Below are 17,351 nucleotides of genomic sequence, written 5' to 3'. Positions count from 1 at the left end.
TTATATACACAAAAAAGTTCACGTACTAAGTACGTGAACTTTTTTGTGTTACTACATATGATTTAACCGCATTAAGAAAAACTCAAGCACAAGTTTCTTATCCATCTTTCCAGTCTTCATACTATAATCAGCTTCCGCTAATTCTATAATAACTTTTTTTAATTCTTCAAAAGAGAAAAACTTCGTTTGATTCATCGCCAACTTTACCCGGTACGGATGTACACCAATATGGGACGCGATTTGATTTTGTCCGTAACCACGCTGTTGCAACTCTTTCACTTGATGTAGCACGCGGAACTGACTTACTAATAACGCGAGCAGTTTAATTGGTTCTTCCTGCTGTGTAAATAATCCGTCTAAAATTTGCATCGCACCAGCAATATCTTTTTTCACCACTTTTTCTGTTAAAGCAAAAACATTTTGCTCAACAGATTTCGGCACAAGTTCCGTGACAAGTTTTGGCGTAATTTCTCCGCCCATACCGACGTATAACGTTAACTTGTCCATTTCCTTCGCCAACATTGTTACATTACTTCCCACAAGCTCTAACAACAAACTAACAGCTGCATTATCAATATGCACATGCACCTCATCCGCACGAGAAACAATCCATTTCTGAACATCCTGCACTTGCATGGCATTTGCCTCTATTACATCCGCTGTTTTCTTTAATAGTTTTGTAATTTTTTTTCGTTCGTCTAATTTTTCATAAGGCGCAACAAAAACAAGAATAGAAAAAGGAGATGGCTCCCCAATATATTCTTCTAAAATTTTTATATTTTGTTCTAATTTTTCTTTTTGTGCCGTTAAAAATAATGGTGATTTTATTAATATAACTTTACGCTCTCCAAAAAAAGGAAGCGTATGCGCATCCTCAACTACATCTTCTAAATACGCTTCTTCCAAATCGTATGTCACAACATTAAACTCTCGATCTTCTTCTTCAAGCGCTTCCGTTGTAATAAGCTTTATCGTTTCATTTATAAAATAGGCTTCCGTTCCATACAGTACATACAACGGAGCGAACTGTTTCTTTTTAATCTTCTTATGTATATCACTCATATTTTTTCCTACTCCCTAACTTGGCAATATATATTTATACTAATGCCCTAGCTTTTGTTTTACAAGTACAAAGGGACGGGCTTTATAACCCGCCCCTTTATTTATATAAAACGCCACGCAATAAGCCCCGGATTTCTTATTGGTGTGCGGTAATCACCTTCCCTTTATTATTTACAATAATAATCTTAGTATAAGTGCCAACTGTTAACATGATTGGAAATGAAAAATTCACGCTACTTAACTAACTAGAAAAAGTATACAAATACTCTATTTCGCTTCATATGGAAATTGTAGATTTTTTTCTGACAATATTCTATACTAAAATGGAATGTTGGGGAGGGATTCTAAATGAATGATTTTGAACAAAACGTTCAAAGTAAACGCAATGACGCTATTGATTCAGGGGTAGGATTTATCGTCTCATTTGGTTTTTTCGCAACACTTTTCATTATTGCAACTGTTATTAAATTCATCGGTTCTTAAAGGCTGCTGCTTAACGGCAGTCTTCTTTTTTTCATCTTCTATGTGTTTCATCATATGTGATTTTACTTTGAAAGGTTCCTTTTTCTCCATTAAAAACATAGGAAATAGCACCTTGCTTATCCGTACGCCATATATCAATACCCATCTTCTTAAAACGCTCTATAACTTCCTTATGCGGGTGCCCATACCTATTACGCTCCCCCACAGAAATAATCGCTACAGTAGGCTGTACAAGGCTTAAAAAAGGATCTGTAGACGATGTTTTACTCCCATGGTGGGCAACTTTTAAAATATCAGCCCGCAAATCAGGATATGTCGATACTATAAACTTTTCTCCTTCTTCTTCTAAATCACCCGTAAATAGCCATGTTAGTCCCCCTAGTCTGGCCCATAGTACAATCGAAGAGTCATTTTCTCCCTTTTCTTTCCCCTTTGGAGCTAATACGAAAAATTCCGCTTCATTTACCCTCCAACCTTCCCCTTCTCCTACTACACTTATCTTCATGCTCTTTTCTAACGCCTTTTTCTTCACCACTTTTTCCAATACAGCATCTTGTTCCTTTCTCCCAAATACAACTTCTTTTACAATAATAGATGACAGCAAATCCAGCGCAGCACCTATATGATCCGCATCTCCATGCGTTACAATTAATTTATCAATCGTTTTTATACCTTCTTTTTGTAAGAAAGGAACAAGAATATCATGCCCAACAGAAAATTCATGCTTTTTCTGTTGCCACGCTTCCTTCTTGACAGGAAGGGCTCCTCCTGTATCAATAAGATAAACCTCTTTATCGTACGGAAGACGAATTAATATTGCATCTCCCTGTCCAACATCAAGAAATGTAACACTCCCACTTTCGCGAAAATATGGATATACATAATGACAAGTACTAATAAAAAGAAACACTCCCACAACTATGCACAAAATTTTTTTCGTTATTACTCTTTCCCAAATCACAAATATACTAACGATACTAAAACAATATATAGCCACAAGAAATAAAGGAGTTTGACCAAAAGTAAGTCGGATGAAAGGGAAACTTTCACAGTAACTTAGAAAGTCATTAGAAATGGTTAAACATAATGAAAATACATATGCAATTCCTTTTGCGAAAAATGGAATAACCGGCATACATATAAGAATAATAATGCTACACGGCAATACAATAATGGATAGAAAAGGAACATATATAAGATTGAGGAAAATGCTATAAGGAGAAAAATAACCAAAATGATATAACAAGATGGGGGTACTAGCGAGCTGTGAAATTATAGAAATGTAAATAGAATTTCGAACTACTCCATTACTACGTCCTAATAATATCGGCGCAGATAGTAGTAAAGAAAAGCTACCTACAAATGAGAATTGAAATCCAATGTTGAAAATAAGATACGGATCGTATATAAGCATACATATAGCTGTCATACTTAAGGCGTCTAGACTAGATAAGCGAACAGAGCACATGAAAGCTACCAACAATAAAACTCCTGTTATAGAAGCCCTCACAACAGATGGCGACGCCCCCGCTATAATCATATACAGAGGAATGCAAACTATAAGGCATACTGTTGCTGTCTCTTTCGTCACACCACTTCTTAGCAAAACAAAATACATTATAACCATTAATAATACGATATGTGATCCTGAAATTGCTAACAAATGTATAAGACCAAATTGTTGATATTGCTCTTCTACTTCAAACGTCATTTGTTGTCGATCTCCAAATAATAATGCGTTCATAAATGCACCTGATTGTTCCGGGAACATTTCTGTAACTTTCGAGATTGTTTGTTGCCTGAGAAGGAAAATCCATTGCACGAGTGACAATGATGTTTTTTGACATTCAGAAATGTATGTCACATCAAATATAAAATGTATTTTTTGCTGATATAAATAATTACGATAATCAAAAACATGAAAATTCCGGGCAGTTTGCGGTTCTTTCACCTCCCCTTTAAATGTACACGATATACCTGCATGTAATTGTTGCAACTGCTTCTTTTCCGAAGCAGATTTTATTTTATAATTTAACTGCACTAAGTTTTTATTCTGATCCTCAATTTGAAAAGAGAGACGATCTCCATTAATTAGAGGTGTGTTTTGCACGACCCCTCGTGTAACTTCGTAGGGCTCCCCTAGCGGCTTATTTAGACTCTGAACATATATGGTGTACATAGCGCCACTAAAACACGCTATTATACAAAAAATGAAGGTTTTACGCGAAGTACGATATAAACAAAATAAAACATAACAAACGAAACAACAAGCAGTCAACAAATGCGATGTGGAAAAGGTAATTGCAATCCCAATTATAAACGAGATTGCAACATAGCCCCATTGTCCATTCAACTCATACTCACTCCTTATAGCATCATTTTCGCTTTAGTGAATACACGCTGTAATTCTTCCATTGATAAATTATCTTTTTCTAAGGATGAAAATAATTCCTTTAGCTGCAAATGACGCTCTTGTTCCTCTAGCGATGTAATATCATATTCTAGCGGAACGTGCTTTACTGTTACACTCGCTTGTTCAAATAACTCTATGGCATACGGATGATTTTTATAATCCTGTGCATAATAAACTGCTGTAACACCACTTTGAATAATCGCCTTACAGCACTGCAAACAAGGAAAATGTGTGACATAAATTTCCGCTTCCTCTGTTTTTGCACCAAACTTCGCACATTGCAATAAAGCATTCATTTCCGCATGAATTGTACGAACGCAATGATTATCAATGACATAGCAACCATCGTCTATACAATGTACACCACCTTTAATTGAACCGTTATATCCACCAGCAATAATTCGTTTATCACGAACGATTGTCGCTCCTACTGCAAGCCTTGTACATGTACTACGTAAAGATAGTAGATGGCTTTGCGTCATAAAATATTGATCCCATGAAATTCGTTCCATATTTTTCACCTTCTTTTTTGTCTACTTGTAGTGTAGCGAAAAAAGAAAAACTTCGTCAATCTTTTACGGAATAATAATTTGATCTTTTATTTTCTCTAAAGACTTCGCCCCAATCCCATCAATTTCTAATAAATCTTCTATTTTCTGAAACGGACCGTGTTCTTCTCGGTATTTCAAAATACTTTCTGCCTTCCGAGAACCAATGCCTGTAATTTTTTCAAGTTGCTCTTTAGAAGCTGCGTTTATTTGAATCTTTGCCTCGCCCTTTGAAAAAGCGGCCACCTCTTGTACTTGCTCATTTTTATTCGGTACATAAAGGATCATTTGGTCTTGTACAATTTGCGCTAAATTCACCTTCTTCACATCTGCTTCTAGTAAAAAACCACCCGCCTTTTCAACGGCATCCTTCGCTCGGTCCCCCTCTTTCATTTCATACACACCTTCTCTTACAACCGCCCCTTTCACATCAATTATAATTATTTTTTTCTGTCCCTTTGTATCCAATACTTTCGGTTTACTTTTTTTCTCCACATCTTTCGCTTGAACTTCCGTTGTAATGAGCGATTGCTCCGTTTGCTGATTCGTTTTCCAGAAAAAAAGAAAAATTAAAGTGCCAATAATAACCACTAATCCCAACCATTTTTTCGGAAAATCCCACATCATTTTACACCTCTAATCATAAATTTATAACATCATTCATATTGTTTAGGAGAAAGCTGTTACGAAGGAGGGATGAAACATTGAATATAGGAATTATAGGGACAGGGAACATGGGGAATATACTAATCGATGCATTTTTAGAAACCCGTGCTGTCAAACCTTCGTGCCTTACTATTATTAATCGGACGCCTGCCAAAGCATATCATATAAAAGAAAAATACCCTTCTGTTCATATAGCCAAAACAATCCAAGAGGTAATCGAACAATCCCAGCTTATTTTCATTTGCGTAAAACCAATAGATATATACCCTATTCTACAAAAATACGCTGACCATTTTTCAGACGAAAATTGCTTAGTTTCTATCACAAGCCCCCTATCTCCATCACAATTAGAAACACTTATACCTTGCCACGTCGCTCGTATCATTCCAAGCATCACAAACCGCGCCTTATCCGGCGCATCACTATTTACATTTGGAAATAACTGCTCTGAAGAATGGCAAAAAAAACTACTTCGTCTATTCAAAAACATTTCTACTCCCCTTGTTATAGAAGAAGATATAACGCGCGTTTCATCTGATATAGCAAGCTGCGGCCCTGCTTTTTTTAGTTATTTATTACAATCTTTCATTAATGCTGCTGTAGATAAAACAAATATTACACACGAAGAAGCCACTACTTTAGTAAGTGAAATGGTCATTGGAATGGGGAAATTACTTGAAAAAGAAATTTTTACATTACCTACTTTACAAGAAAAGGTATGCGTTAAAGGCGGTGTTACAGGAGAAGGTATTCGTATTTTAGAAGAGCATGTTGGGGATATGTTTCATAAATTAATCGAACGGACACATGAGAAATTTGATGAAGATTTAAAATGCGTTGAGCAGCAATTCAATAAACACACATAATAAATACGCCATCGTAATCCCAAACCCTTTTTATTAATACTTATCTTTTTCATGCTACATTTTCACTAAAACTAGCATTTTTACACTTTACACATATCATCTTTTTATTTTTCTAGAACTAAAACTACATCTTTTCTATAAAAAAAAGCAACCTTATCGGTTGCTTTTGTTTTATCCATTCTTCTTCGCCATAAAAAAGATGCGCTCTGTTTGTTCTGTCACTTCAATTCGTTCAAAGTCACCTGTGACGCGAAGTACTGTAAATCCAGCTTCTTCAAGCCATTTTGTTAACACTTCAACCGAATATGCACGCTGCACGTGACATTCGTCAAAACGATGATACACATCTTCTTCTGAATCTTGTACAAAGAATGTCAAATCATGTTCCACACTATCTGATTCTTCTCCAGGGAAGCAGTTCCAAATAAGTGATATTTCTTCGCCGTTCACTGTATATGTTTCATTTTGAAATACGTGATGTATTTTATATAAAGAGTGTACATCGAATAAAAACAAGCCATCCTGACGTAAATGGTGGAAAACTCTTCTAAATGTTTCTTGCACTCCATCTTCTTGCAATACGTAATTTAATGAGTCACAAAATATTGTCACACAATCAAATTCACCAGGAACATCGAGCTCTCTCATGTCTTGTTGGTAAAAAGGAATAAAATAACCTTCTCCCCCCAATTTTTGCTGTGCGACAGTTAACATTTCTTCCGAAAGATCTACACCAATTAAATCATAACCTTTTCGTACAAGCGGAAGTGTTACGTTACCAGTTCCACATGCTACGTCAAGAATTTTTGCCTCTTTCATAGATGCCTGTTGCAAACTTTCCTCTGTGAATTCCACCCATTTATCATAAGGGACATCATTCATCAGTTCGTCATACAGCAAAGCAAATTGTTCGTATTTCATTGATCTAGCTCATCTGCAATATCTTCACGCGGCACATCGCCCCATAGACGCTCTAAATTATAGTGATTACGCTCATCTTTATGGAATACATGAGCAACCACATCACCAAGGTCTACTAAAACCCAACGTGCTTCATCAAAGCCTTCCATACGTTCTACGTTAATTTCGAACTCATGTGCCTTCGCTTTAATTTCACGTGCAATTGCTTGTACTTGCTTGTCTGAATTTCCGTGACAAATAATAAAATAGTCTGCAATCGGTGAAATACCTTGCATATTTAGTACAACCATATCTTCTGCTCTCTTATCATCAGCTGCTTTTGCCGCTAATACTAATAACTCTTTATCTTTCATTTATTAATTTCCTCCTTGATAATTGCATTGTATGTTTGGAATGTTAATGGATAAATCGTTTGATCTTTTTCCATTAAAAATTGAATTGTTCGCTTTAAAGCAAACAGTAAAGCTTGATTTATATCTTTATATGCGAGTTTCCTCGCTTCTTCCACACCAGGAAATTTACGTCCTGGTTCAATGTAATCTGCTACATAAATAACTTTATCTAACATTGTCATTTTTTCATGACCACTTGTATGATATGTAATAGCTTGTAGAATTTCAAGATCAGTAATGCCTACTTCTTTTTCTACTAAGTATGCCCCAACAGGTGCATGCCATAACTCTTTGTTATAGTGCAGTAGATCCTTCGGCAAAGCTTCTCTCTTAATAATCTCTTCCATTTCTGGAATCGCTCTACATTTTGCATAATCGTGAAATATAGCAGCCGTCTCTGCCTTTTTCTCATCTACACCATATAACTGGGCAAGTTCAATCGCTGTTTCCATTACACCAATCGTGTGTATATAACGTTTTTCATGCATTTGTTGTTTGACAATACTAAGTGCTTCCTCACGATTCATACAACCCATTCCTCTCGACATATACATGTACTTTTTCAGGGAGTAAATATTTGCAAGTTTTCTTCGTCATATATCTCTCCCGTAACAGAGAAGAAGAAACTGCAAACTCCGGAATTTCCACTTTTACGATATCATAAGGCGTATGTAATGTATAACCTGGTCTTGCAACTCCAACGAAAGTCACAAGCTTAAGTAACTTTTCAATGTTATACCACTTCGGCAAGTACTCAACCATGTCTCCGCCAATAATAAAGTGAAACTGCACATCCGGATACTTCTCCGTTAATTGTACCATAGTGTCATACGTATAAGATGGGCCTTCTCTGTCTAGCTCTTCTAAACAAATTGAAAAGTATGCTTCTTCCTCAGTCGCTATTTGCAGCATGTTTAATCGACTTTTCACACTCGTAATGTTACGTCCTTGCTTGTGCGGTGGAATTTGATTCGGCAAAAACCATACCTCTTCCAACCCTAAAGCATGATACACTTCATTTGCAATTAACAAATGCCCATTATGAGGTGGATCAAACGTGCCACCAATAATGCCAATTTTTCTCAAAAGAAACGCCCCTTCCTTTTACATACAGCAACTCTCCCCATACATATTCGAAGAGAGCCTACTGTTAATAAAAGTTCAATTGATTTCACTCTCTATCTATCAAGCGTCAATTATGGAAGTAATTTACGTGATTTTTTATCCTACTATTTGCCAACACCTCAAAAGTCACTGACAATAACTAGGTTAGATCGGAAATTAACTGCACACAAAAGCCCAATTGGTGAAGGCTAAAAAATACAAATTAAAGTTTCAATTTATCGTGGAAGCTTAATCTGCTTATTTTCTCTTGATTCTTTGTATAAAACAATTGTGCTTCCGATTACTTGAACGATTTCAGCTCGTGCACCTTGTGCAAGCTCTTCTGCAACTTCACGACGATCAAATTCACAGTTTTGTAATACGCTCACTTTAAATAGTTCACGAACTTCTAATGCTTCTCCAATTTGTTTCACCATATTTTCATTCACGCCACCTTTTCCAACTTGAAAAATCGGTGTTAAATGATGTGCCTTTGCACGTAAAAATCTTTTTTGTTTTCCTGTTAACATATAATTAGCCTCCAAGCTCTCTCATTACTACTTGTTTCATTCTATCAATATTCGGCACACACCCTGTCCACATTTCAAATGCAAGTGCACCTTGATAAACGAACATATCGATTCCATTTTGAATTATTGCACCTTGTTCTTTCGCATCGCCTAAAATTTTCGTCTCAAATGGATTATAAATAATATCAGAAACAATCGTTCCTTGTTTCAATGAACGAATTTCCAGTGGCGTATACGCAACATGTGGATGCATACCTATCGTTGTTGTTTGGATGATAATATCATATTCCCCTTGATTTTCTGCTGCACATTCTAACGATAGAGCATGTGAATTAACATTTACCATGCACCCAGCGATAAGATTTTCCGCCTTATCTCTCGTACGATTAGCAATATCAATTTCTTTCACGCCTACATCTGCAAGCGAGAAGTAAATAGCTCGGCTAGCACCACCTGCACCGATTAATAAAATACGTTTCTCTTGAAGTGGATCTTCACTAATTGACTGCAGGGCACGAACAAAACCAATTCCATCTGTATTATACCCAATCAATTTTCCATCTCGATGAACTACTGTATTTACCGCACCGATTTGCCTTGCTAACGGGGCAACCTCATCCAAGTACTCCATAATTGCAACTTTATGTGGAGTCGTTACATTAAATCCTGAAATACCTAATGCTTTCAAACCTTTTACTGCTTCCCCTAGCGCTTCTTCTTCTACAAGAAACGCATGATAATGGGCATCCATATTCAAGTGTTCAAATGCATCGTTATGCATAACGGGTGATAATGAATGTCCAATTGGATTTCCGATTACACCATATAATTGTTTCATAAATCCCTCTCCATATTAAATTAAAGATTTACGTAATGAAACACTTACTCCCTTTGGTACATGAGCAACAATTTTCGCTCCTGATTCATTTACAGTAACCCAGCCTAATCCAGAGAATACAACGTCCGTTTTTGGCTCGCGAATATTAAATTCATATTTCACAAAATCCGGCATATTTTCTAATTCTTCTGGTGTTGGTGGATTCAACATTTCTCCAGCGTGTCTTTCGTACAATTCATCAGCCTTTTCAAGCTTTGTACGATGGATTGTTAAACGGTTTGAGAAATGACAAGTAAATGCACGACGACCTCCACTTACATAATCAAATCGTGCTAATCCACCAAAGAATAATGTTTGTTCTTCATTTAATTGGAATACCATCGGCTTAACCTCTGTAGTCGGTGTAATAAGCTTTAAGCTTTGTTTCCCAACATAATGCGCCATTTGATGATGATTAATAATACCTGGTGTATCGTATAAAGATGATGTTTCGTCTAATGGGATATCAATTAAATCAAGCGTTGTTCCTGGGAAATGTGATGTTGTAATTACATTCTCAGTCTCATCACTAAACTCTTTAATCATACGATTAATAAATGTTGATTTACCAACATTCGTACATCCAACAACATAAACATCTTTACCTTCGCGGTAATGCTCAATTGCATCAGCAAGTTCAGTGATTCCTTGTCCTTTAGCTGCACTAATCAAAAAGACATCTTCTGGTTTTAAACCAAGTTGCTTTGCACTATAGCGCATCCAATGTTTTACTTTATCATTCTTAACTGACTTTGGAATTAAGTCAGCCTTATTCCCTACAAGTAATACTTTATTGTTCCCTACAAAACGATGTAAGCCCGGTAACCAGCTACCATTGAAATCGAAAATATCTACGATTTTAACCACTAGTGCGTCTGATTGTCCAATTCCGTTCAAAATACGAAGGAAATCATCATCTGTTAAAGATACATCTTGAATTTCGTTATAATGTTTCAAACGAAAACAACGTTGGCAAATTACTTGTTCTTTTTCTAAAGATGATACAGGAGCGTATCCTACTTCATTTTTATTTTCTGTTTGAATTTCTACACCGCAACCAATACATTTAATTGTTTCAGTCAAACTTTATTCCTCCCAGTTAATTAAGCCTTTTTTCTTCATGTTTCTCATAATTCTTCGTTCAATTTTTCGATTAAAGCGTGTCACCAATCCGTCCGTTTGCGCTACCGGTACAACTAAAATTGTATGAAGTCCCACACGATTCCCACCGAGCACATCCGTTAGTAACTGATCTCCAATTACTACAACTTCATCTGGCTGTAAATGCATCTCGTGTATCGCACGCTTAAATGCGCGGACAAACGGTTTGCGCGCACTATGAATAAACGGAATACCTAATGGATCAGCGAATTCTTTAACGCGTTGCTCGTTATTATTTGAAACGACCGTTACTTGAATATCATTTTCTTTCATTTTCAAAAACCACTCTTCAAGCTGTGGTGTTGCGTTTGGACGATCCCATTCAATTAAAGTGTTATCTAAATCAGTGATAACTCCTTTAATTCCACGTTTTTTCAAATCTTCTGCTTGAACATGATATACATTTTTCACATATTCATTTGGTAAAAATAACTTCAATTTCTTTCACCTCTTTGAGGATTTTTCATAAAATTTTTCGACAGCATTTTTCGATAACTAACCTGTGGATAAACTTGTACACACTTTCCACATTAATTTTTCAGTCAATTCGGAATTTACTAACATTCTATACACATTTTATCCACTGAGGTATGTGGATAACCTCGTGTTTGTGACTGTCATATTTTTTTGGTACATTAAATGCAACAACGAATCAATCCTTATATTATTAGGAGGTGACTCACCTTGAAAACAAAACATATGGAACAGCTATCTACTGATTTACTCACTGAGTCTTATTATAAAGCAAAAGAACTAAAATTAAATCCCGACTTCATTTTACTTATAAAACAAGAAATTATTAGACGCTCGTTAGAGGACAAGCTCGTCAAATCTTCTTGAGTACATATAGATTGCTGATTGACCTGTAAAAAGAGCCATCCTGCGATGGCTCTCGAATAAACAAGTACTCCCATCTAGGGGATTTCTTCATCAAGCATCTTTGTCTACATTTCTTAATTAGAGCTTCATAAGTATATTATAAAATCTTTTCTTTACTTATGAGATACTCGGGTTGCAATTTTTTCACCAAGACGCAGCTCTTGCCCACTTGTCAATTCCTGAACTGCTTCAATCATATCTTTTTCAAATAATAAAACAACTGTTGAGCCAAATGTAAAGTATGCCATCTCTTCACCTTTTTGAACAGTACTTCTTTCATGAAGGAGCTCGATACTATTAACAAACATAGCACCTACTTTTACAAGCGCCATATGTTCGCCTTCACTATTTACTTCTGTAACAGAGCGATAATTTTTTGACAATGGTTCTTTCCCATACTCCATACCCGCTGCATTTACCGGATATGATTTTCTACCGAGTACAAATCTTTCAGTCACAGAACCAGAGAGCGGACTATGAATACGATGATAATGACTTGGACTCAAATAAATTACCATATATGTACCGCCTGCATATCGCTTTGCACGCTCTTCATTACCTAGCATATCCACAATTGAATAACGCTTTCCTTTTATATCGAATGTTTTTGTATCCTCAATAGGACCTTGATCAGCAAAAACACCATCAACAGGACTAACGATACTCGATGCATCAGTATCAATACTACGCTTTCCTTCTTTTAGCCTACGTGTAAATAAATCATGCAATGTTCGATATTCCTTCAAACCCTTTTCCATCTCATCTTGATTAATTTGAAAAACTTTCGCATACGATGGAATAATGATAGAGCTCAAACGAGATTGTGCAAATTTACGTAATATATAAGAAGTAAAACGACCATTTGTAAGTTCGATCATAAGTCGATATAATGTCCGTCGCAAATTACGAAACCTCCTAATCAGCCTATAACTTTAGTTTCCCCTTCTTTTCTCTCTATATCATATGTGAAATTGGTTCTTATTCCCACATATAGAATGGAGCCGTCTCGTTATACACGAAGAAAAACTAAGTATAATTTTTATTCTTAAATTGTTTAGCACCTTCTAATATTACAGATAGAACCCGCCATTTTCAACAGTGAACATGTATTTCTTCTGAGAGCAGCTCGTTTTCTTTCCGTTTTCCCGAGAAAAAAGCAGCCACTTTTAAAGTGTAGCTGCCTACAATATACATTATTCTTTTGCTTTTTTCTCTTTCTCAGCCCGCACAAATTCGTGGAACATTTTCATTAAAGCACGCTTTTCAATTCGCGATACGTAGCTTCTTGAAATACCGAGTGCCTTCGCAATCTCCCTCTGTGTTTTCTCTTTATCAAGCCCAAGTCCAAAACGCTTCACAATTACTTCTTTCTCTCGTTCGTCTAAAATATCGATATACTCTTTAATTTTTTCTAACTCCATACTAAGCTGAATCATATCAATTACATCTTCAGATTCTGATTTTAATATATCAATAAGCGATATTTCATTACCCTCTTTATCTTGCCCGATTGGATCATGAAGTGAAACGTCTTTTTTCGTTTTCTTCAGCACACGTAAATGCATCAAAATTTCATTTTCGATACAGCGTGCTGCATATGTTGCAAGCTTAGTTCCTTTCCCTGCTGAATAGCTTTCAATCGCTTTAATAAGCCCAATGGTACCAATTGAAATTAAATCTTCTGCATCTTCACCGGTGTTTTCGAATTTCTTAACAATATGAGCTACAAGCCGTAAATTATGTTCAATTAAAAGATTTCTCGCTTGAGCATCACCTTGCTCCATTAACTCTAAGTACTTTCTCTCATCATCTGATGATAACGGCTGCGGGAACGCATTGTTCTTCACATAAGAAACAAATACAAACACTTCTCGAACCATATATCCAATTGCGGCGAATAGACTCAAACCTTTCACCTCCGCCAAAATAGTGGTCTTTACTATGTGTATGTGGGCATGAGGTTGTTTGTGTCTGTACGATATCATTCCAACATGTTTTTAAGCATGATATTTGTCGCACAAAGCTTCGTTACGTATACTTAAACAAAAGATAGGAGGGTAAAATGTGAAACATTTTATTACCTTCTTGTACCAGAGTAGCTTGTAAAAGATGAACTCCTTGTACGCTCTTGCAAGCTGCTTGTACTACAAGGAGGGATTACAAATATGAAATTTGAAAGAACACGCGCTTATACAAGACACCAACGTCAGCGTACAATGCGCCGAAAGATGAATATTGCAAAACACGCATGGGGATATACTCCTGAAATTGTCGGTATTTTTGCAAAAGGAAAAGTTCACTGTTCTTGCGGAATGTGTACAACAAAGTGGAGAACAGAAGAACCACCTGCCAGTGTACAGAAGTGGTTATACAAAATTGATACATGCGAAGAATAATCGTTCTTTCTAAAAAAGGTCTTCTCTCGAAGACTTTTTCCCCTATTTAAAGACTTATTTACTCCAAATCTTTTCCCCAGTGTGGGCATCAATATAACGAATTTCTCGACTACAATCGAAGGGCTCTTTATGATTTTCATCCGTCGTTTGTTTATACAGTAATTGATATACCGTTTCCTCTGCATCATTATCTATATACCATTCTAATTTAACTCGGATGGCTTCTTTGTATATTTCTAACGCTTTTTCTTTTGTCACTTTTGGTGTTGTTTCATATGTGAGCAATTCTTTTATAAAGTTGCTAGATTCTCCTGAGTAGTGCATCACAGCACCATTTTCTGTATTGATATTGACCCTAAATTGGTTATACTCTGCTGGAATAGCATTCATATATACGGAAAAGGTAATTCTTTCAATCCCATCTTCTGCTTCTTCACGTTCTTCCCAAAGACGAAGATATTGTGTAACCTCTGGAATAACTCGTTCTAAAAATTGAAGTGCTTTTTGTAAACATTCCTCTCTAGACAGTATTTGTTTTACTTCTTTATCTTCTGTCAGTTTTATAAAACCAATTAATTCATTGGTTGATTTATCAATCGTAATGCCAACTAAATTATTATATTTTAACATCGGTAAATGCTTTTTAAAGAATTCATTCATTAAATATGGATTTTTTTCTTCTTTCTGCTTTTGGAATTCCTCTTTCGGAACAAATTTCATCCTTATTCCATCTTCATTTTCCGTCTCAGCTACTTTTATAAAACTTTCTTTATCCCAGTCAAATAAATCGAATATATCATCTTGTTGACTACCTTTTTTCGGTTTTTCAACAGCTACAGTTGGAGGCAATTTATAATGATCTGGGCCAAACAAATCTTTACTTGTACTTGCATCAATAAACGCATGACTAGGTTCTGGCTCATACACAAGATGGTACCCTTTTACTTCTTCTCCACTTTCATATTCACATGAGGAGTATGTTAAATCAGCAAATACAAGTCTTATATCTTGTCTAGCCTTGAGGTTATCTAAAACCGTGCTCTCATCAACAATTTCAATTGGCCATAACGGTTTTCCCTGTATACTTTCCCCTCCGTTATAACGGAAATTCACAACATTACCTGAAGGATGAACTCGCACAACACATCCTGTATCCGGCAATGGATATCCATTCACTTCCTGCATATAATTTATTTCTTTCCAACCACGCCAGTCGTCCTTAATTGACACATATGTATAAATTTCTAATCCTTCTTCCACATGTTTTTTTATAAATACATTTGCAATCTCTCTTGCCTTATTCTCCTCTATCGCTTCTTTATCACTCGAAAAATAATTTTCATCATCTATCCTGAATTCAAATAGATTACCAGTATGCCTATTTAATGAAATTTGTATCTGTTTCTCCTCATCCTCTTTATGCCCCCACCATAATAAATGATGAGGATCATCCACTCCTTCTTGATCATCTACAACAAGCCTATATTCATCTGGAATTTCAATAATATGGGCCACTTGCTCTTTTCTTTTTTTATCTTTTGTATTCATCATACCCTCTCTTTTATTACAATTTAAGGTAATTATAACAAACAAAACCAAAAGTCATTAGCAAAAAGACAAAAAACTGAAACAATTAGTTCATACGAATTTCACATGAATCTATTATTATAAGAATTGTACATAATGAAATTACTAACAATGACGTTTATTCATATATAATTTCATTTGAAAGGGGTTGAAAAGATGAAAACTAAATATCGCTTTATGATCTCATCATTTGCTGCTTGCGCCTACATGATTTGGTGTTTAGTATAGTAACAACTTCACTTGTAAATAAGAAAAGGTGTGTATATAAATGGAATATAACCAATCAACCGTTAACTACTGGAAAGCTTTTGTATTACCTTATACATTCGCTTTAGAAGAGTTAAAAACTAAATTTGAAATTATGAACCGGGAAGCTCAATTTTTAGAAGACTACAACCCGTTTGAACATATAAAAACAAGACTTAAACAACCCGAAAGTATCATTAGGAAGCTTGAGCGTAAAAACTTATCACCAACAGTTGAAAATGCTCAAACACAATTACAAGATATTATTGGCATCCGTATTACATGTTGCTTTGTAGAAGATATTTACCATTTAAAAGGGGTTATTGAAAATCGTGGAGACATGGAAATTGTAGAAGTAAAAGATTATATTGCCAATCCAAAAGGAAATGGCTATAAAAGTTTGCATATGATTATTAAATATCCATTGTCACTAAATTCTGGTACGAAAGATGTCTTTGCAGAAATTCAATTACGTACACTTGCCATGGACTTTTGGGCAAGTTTAGAACATAAACTTTACTACAAATATGAAGGAAATATACCTGATTATTTGAAGGATGAACTACATGACGCTGCTATGAAAGCTGAAGACCTCGATAATAAGATGGCAACAATCCGTCAAGATATTGATGACATTGAAGCATGTTCAAATCAAATTTTATTACCACTTTAAAAGGTTCTCTCCTATGAGAACCTTTTTTTATCCCGCTATTTGCGGGCAGTAAGACTCCCACTGATTAAAGTTTCACTTTATTTCTTCTCTATCGTACGAACCTCTTCAATCTTCCACCCTTCGTCTTCTTTTCCAAGTGCATACTGCATTTTCTTTTGAAGAGTACCCCCTCCATCTACTTCTTTTTCCTCCGTTTCTACAATAACAAGCCCACCTTTAAGAGCTTTCATATTCATATGTTCCAATTCTATTTTCTTATTTCCCTTTTGAAATGCCGCTTCCTTTTGTGTTTTTAAGTCTTCCGCACTAGGCATCTTCTTTGAAAATAACTCCATATGCTCAGCAAGATTTTTTTCATTCGTCGTCCGTACAAATGCTGCAATAACATCTTGAATGGATTTCTCTTCTTCTTTCGTTATATGTACTTGTTCTTCCATCTTTTTAACGCCCGTTTCCTTTTCTAAGTGCTCTTCTTTGGATTGACAGCCAACTAGCAATAGTCCGGCTAGTATAACGACTCCTAATTTCCCTGTAAAATTCCTCATCT

Annotated in this window: 21 protein-coding genes; 5 read left to right on the top strand and 16 right to left on the bottom strand. The window is 35.7% G+C overall.

Annotated features, from left to right (window positions below):
- Positions 1-51: 51 nt before the first annotated feature.
- Positions 52-1,062: a DNA polymerase III subunit delta gene (gene holA / locus MKX77_RS03290; protein ID WP_341305825.1), complete on the bottom strand. Its 1,011-nt coding sequence runs from the start codon at positions 1,060-1,062 to the stop codon at positions 52-54.
- Positions 1,063-1,410: 348 nt separating this feature from the next.
- On the opposite strand from holA, the gene MKX77_RS03285 reads away from it, so the two are divergent.
- Positions 1,411-1,545 carry a YqzM family protein gene (locus MKX77_RS03285; RefSeq protein ID WP_000997609.1) on the top strand — a complete coding sequence of 45 codons (135 nt, stop codon included), beginning with the start codon at positions 1,411-1,413 and terminating at the stop codon, positions 1,543-1,545.
- Positions 1,546-1,576: 31 nt separating this feature from the next.
- On the opposite strand, the gene MKX77_RS03280 is transcribed toward MKX77_RS03285, so the two are convergent.
- From MKX77_RS03280 to MKX77_RS03270, 3 genes are all read right to left on the bottom strand, one after another.
- The gene (locus MKX77_RS03280) at positions 1,577-3,898 is read right to left on the bottom strand and encodes a DNA internalization-related competence protein ComEC/Rec2 (protein WP_341305824.1); all 2,322 of its coding nucleotides are present in this window, start codon (positions 3,896-3,898) and stop codon (positions 1,577-1,579) included.
- A 14-nt stretch (positions 3,899-3,912) separates the two neighbouring features.
- Entirely contained in the window at positions 3,913-4,470 is a 558-nt protein-coding gene (locus MKX77_RS03275; RefSeq protein WP_215554225.1) for a ComE operon protein 2, read from the bottom strand.
- A 63-nt stretch (positions 4,471-4,533) separates the two neighbouring features.
- Entirely contained in the window at positions 4,534-5,133 is a 600-nt protein-coding gene (locus MKX77_RS03270) for a helix-hairpin-helix domain-containing protein (protein WP_215554226.1), read from the bottom strand.
- A 77-nt stretch (positions 5,134-5,210) separates the two neighbouring features.
- Between MKX77_RS03270 and comER the strand changes: the two genes are divergently transcribed.
- Entirely contained in the window at positions 5,211-6,038 is an 828-nt protein-coding gene (comER, locus tag MKX77_RS03265) for a late competence protein ComER (RefSeq protein WP_341305823.1), read from the top strand.
- A 171-nt stretch (positions 6,039-6,209) separates the two neighbouring features.
- Here the strand turns inward: comER and MKX77_RS03260 are convergent, their stop codons facing one another.
- The 8 genes from MKX77_RS03260 to MKX77_RS03225 all read right to left on the bottom strand — a co-directional run bounded on the left by MKX77_RS03260 (position 6,210) and on the right by MKX77_RS03225 (position 11,461).
- Positions 6,210-6,959, bottom strand: coding sequence for a class I SAM-dependent DNA methyltransferase (locus MKX77_RS03260; RefSeq protein WP_002111917.1), 750 nt, complete (start codon positions 6,957-6,959; stop codon positions 6,210-6,212).
- A complete protein-coding gene (gene rsfS / locus MKX77_RS03255; RefSeq protein WP_215554228.1) occupies positions 6,956-7,312 on the bottom strand; it encodes a ribosome silencing factor in 357 nt (118 codons plus the stop codon). Before rsfS ends, MKX77_RS03260 begins: the two co-directional genes overlap by 4 nt.
- Positions 7,309-7,878 carry a bis(5'-nucleosyl)-tetraphosphatase (symmetrical) YqeK gene (gene yqeK / locus MKX77_RS03250; RefSeq protein ID WP_215554229.1) on the bottom strand — a complete coding sequence of 190 codons (570 nt, stop codon included), beginning with the start codon at positions 7,876-7,878 and terminating at the stop codon, positions 7,309-7,311. Before yqeK ends, rsfS begins: the two co-directional genes overlap by 4 nt.
- On the bottom strand, positions 7,868-8,437 hold the full coding sequence (locus MKX77_RS03245) for a nicotinate-nucleotide adenylyltransferase (protein WP_215554230.1): 570 nt from the start codon (positions 8,435-8,437) through the stop codon (positions 7,868-7,870). The genes yqeK and MKX77_RS03245 overlap by 11 nt, the downstream gene beginning before the upstream one ends.
- A gap of 254 nt (positions 8,438-8,691) precedes the next feature.
- Positions 8,692-8,985, bottom strand: coding sequence for a ribosome assembly RNA-binding protein YhbY (gene yhbY, locus MKX77_RS03240; RefSeq protein ID WP_000955223.1), 294 nt, complete (start codon positions 8,983-8,985; stop codon positions 8,692-8,694).
- A 4-nt stretch (positions 8,986-8,989) separates the two neighbouring features.
- Entirely contained in the window at positions 8,990-9,823 is an 834-nt protein-coding gene (gene aroE / locus MKX77_RS03235) for a shikimate dehydrogenase (RefSeq protein ID WP_215554231.1), read from the bottom strand.
- A gap of 15 nt (positions 9,824-9,838) precedes the next feature.
- Positions 9,839-10,945, bottom strand: coding sequence for a ribosome biogenesis GTPase YqeH (yqeH, locus tag MKX77_RS03230; protein WP_215554232.1), 1,107 nt, complete (start codon positions 10,943-10,945; stop codon positions 9,839-9,841).
- 3 nt (positions 10,946-10,948) lie between these two features.
- Complete coding sequence (locus tag MKX77_RS03225) at positions 10,949-11,461, bottom strand: YqeG family HAD IIIA-type phosphatase (RefSeq protein WP_002111923.1); 513 nt, start codon at positions 11,459-11,461, stop codon at positions 10,949-10,951.
- A 246-nt stretch (positions 11,462-11,707) separates the two neighbouring features.
- Here MKX77_RS03225 and MKX77_RS03220 point away from each other — a divergent pair, with 246 nt between their 5' ends.
- Positions 11,708-11,863, top strand: a complete 156-nt coding sequence (locus MKX77_RS03220; protein WP_002015226.1) for a sporulation histidine kinase inhibitor Sda — start codon at positions 11,708-11,710, stop codon at positions 11,861-11,863.
- 152 nt (positions 11,864-12,015) lie between these two features.
- On the opposite strand, the gene MKX77_RS03215 is transcribed toward MKX77_RS03220, so the two are convergent.
- Entirely contained in the window at positions 12,016-12,804 is a 789-nt protein-coding gene (locus tag MKX77_RS03215; RefSeq protein WP_002145683.1) for a phosphatidylserine decarboxylase, read from the bottom strand.
- Between the two features lie 291 nt (positions 12,805-13,095).
- Positions 13,096-13,809 carry an RNA polymerase sporulation sigma factor SigK gene (sigK, locus tag MKX77_RS03210; protein ID WP_000051382.1) on the bottom strand — a complete coding sequence of 238 codons (714 nt, stop codon included), beginning with the start codon at positions 13,807-13,809 and terminating at the stop codon, positions 13,096-13,098.
- A 258-nt stretch (positions 13,810-14,067) separates the two neighbouring features.
- Between sigK and MKX77_RS03205 the strand changes: the two genes are divergently transcribed.
- On the top strand, positions 14,068-14,298 hold the full coding sequence (locus tag MKX77_RS03205; RefSeq protein ID WP_341305822.1) for a hypothetical protein: 231 nt from the start codon (positions 14,068-14,070) through the stop codon (positions 14,296-14,298).
- Between the two features lie 54 nt (positions 14,299-14,352).
- Here MKX77_RS03205 and MKX77_RS03200 read toward each other — a convergent pair whose 3' ends face one another.
- Positions 14,353-15,849 (bottom strand): YcdB/YcdC domain-containing protein, encoded by a 1,497-nt coding sequence (locus MKX77_RS03200; protein ID WP_341305821.1) that lies wholly within the window; start codon positions 15,847-15,849, stop codon positions 14,353-14,355.
- A gap of 304 nt (positions 15,850-16,153) precedes the next feature.
- Between MKX77_RS03200 and MKX77_RS03195 the strand changes: the two genes are divergently transcribed.
- Positions 16,154-16,804: a GTP pyrophosphokinase gene (locus tag MKX77_RS03195; protein WP_113734195.1), complete on the top strand. Its 651-nt coding sequence runs from the start codon at positions 16,154-16,156 to the stop codon at positions 16,802-16,804.
- 77 nt (positions 16,805-16,881) lie between these two features.
- On the opposite strand, the gene MKX77_RS03190 is transcribed toward MKX77_RS03195, so the two are convergent.
- The gene (locus tag MKX77_RS03190) at positions 16,882-17,349 is read right to left on the bottom strand and encodes a hypothetical protein (protein WP_215554236.1); all 468 of its coding nucleotides are present in this window, start codon (positions 17,347-17,349) and stop codon (positions 16,882-16,884) included.
- Positions 17,350-17,351 lie beyond the last annotated feature (2 nt).

This window comes from Bacillus sp. FSL R9-9410 (assembly GCF_038050385.1).
GTDB classification, from domain to species: domain Bacteria; phylum Bacillota; class Bacilli; order Bacillales; family Bacillaceae_G; genus Bacillus_A; species Bacillus_A cereus_U.
The sequence above is the reverse complement of the archived record's forward strand: the minus strand, read 5'-3'. Positions and strand labels throughout refer to the sequence as shown.

What these genes read in the sequence shown, in the direction of transcription:
- holA (WP_341305825.1), bottom strand. Translation starts at nt 1,062, where the DNA reads ATGAGTGATATACATAAGAAGATTAAAAAGAAACAGTTCGCTCCGTTG.
- MKX77_RS03285 (WP_000997609.1), top strand. Translation starts at nt 1,411, where the DNA reads ATGAATGATTTTGAACAAAACGTTCAAAGTAAACGCAATGACGCTATT.
- MKX77_RS03275 (WP_215554225.1), bottom strand. Translation starts at nt 4,470, where the DNA reads ATGGAACGAATTTCATGGGATCAATATTTTATGACGCAAAGCCATCTA.
- MKX77_RS03270 (WP_215554226.1), bottom strand. Translation starts at nt 5,133, where the DNA reads ATGATGTGGGATTTTCCGAAAAAATGGTTGGGATTAGTGGTTATTATT.
- MKX77_RS03260 (WP_002111917.1), bottom strand. Translation starts at nt 6,959, where the DNA reads ATGAAATACGAACAATTTGCTTTGCTGTATGACGAACTGATGAATGAT.
- rsfS (WP_215554228.1), bottom strand. Translation starts at nt 7,312, where the DNA reads ATGAAAGATAAAGAGTTATTAGTATTAGCGGCAAAAGCAGCTGATGAT.
- yqeK (WP_215554229.1), bottom strand. Translation starts at nt 7,878, where the DNA reads ATGAATCGTGAGGAAGCACTTAGTATTGTCAAACAACAAATGCATGAA.
- yhbY (WP_000955223.1), bottom strand. Translation starts at nt 8,985, where the DNA reads ATGTTAACAGGAAAACAAAAAAGATTTTTACGTGCAAAGGCACATCAT.
- aroE (WP_215554231.1), bottom strand. Translation starts at nt 9,823, where the DNA reads ATGAAACAATTATATGGTGTAATCGGAAATCCAATTGGACATTCATTA.
- MKX77_RS03205 (WP_341305822.1), top strand. Translation starts at nt 14,068, where the DNA reads ATGAAATTTGAAAGAACACGCGCTTATACAAGACACCAACGTCAGCGT.
- MKX77_RS03200 (WP_341305821.1), bottom strand. Translation starts at nt 15,849, where the DNA reads ATGATGAATACAAAAGATAAAAAAAGAAAAGAGCAAGTGGCCCATATT.
- MKX77_RS03195 (WP_113734195.1), top strand. Translation starts at nt 16,154, where the DNA reads ATGGAATATAACCAATCAACCGTTAACTACTGGAAAGCTTTTGTATTA.
- MKX77_RS03190 (WP_215554236.1), bottom strand. Translation starts at nt 17,349, where the DNA reads ATGAGGAATTTTACAGGGAAATTAGGAGTCGTTATACTAGCCGGACTA.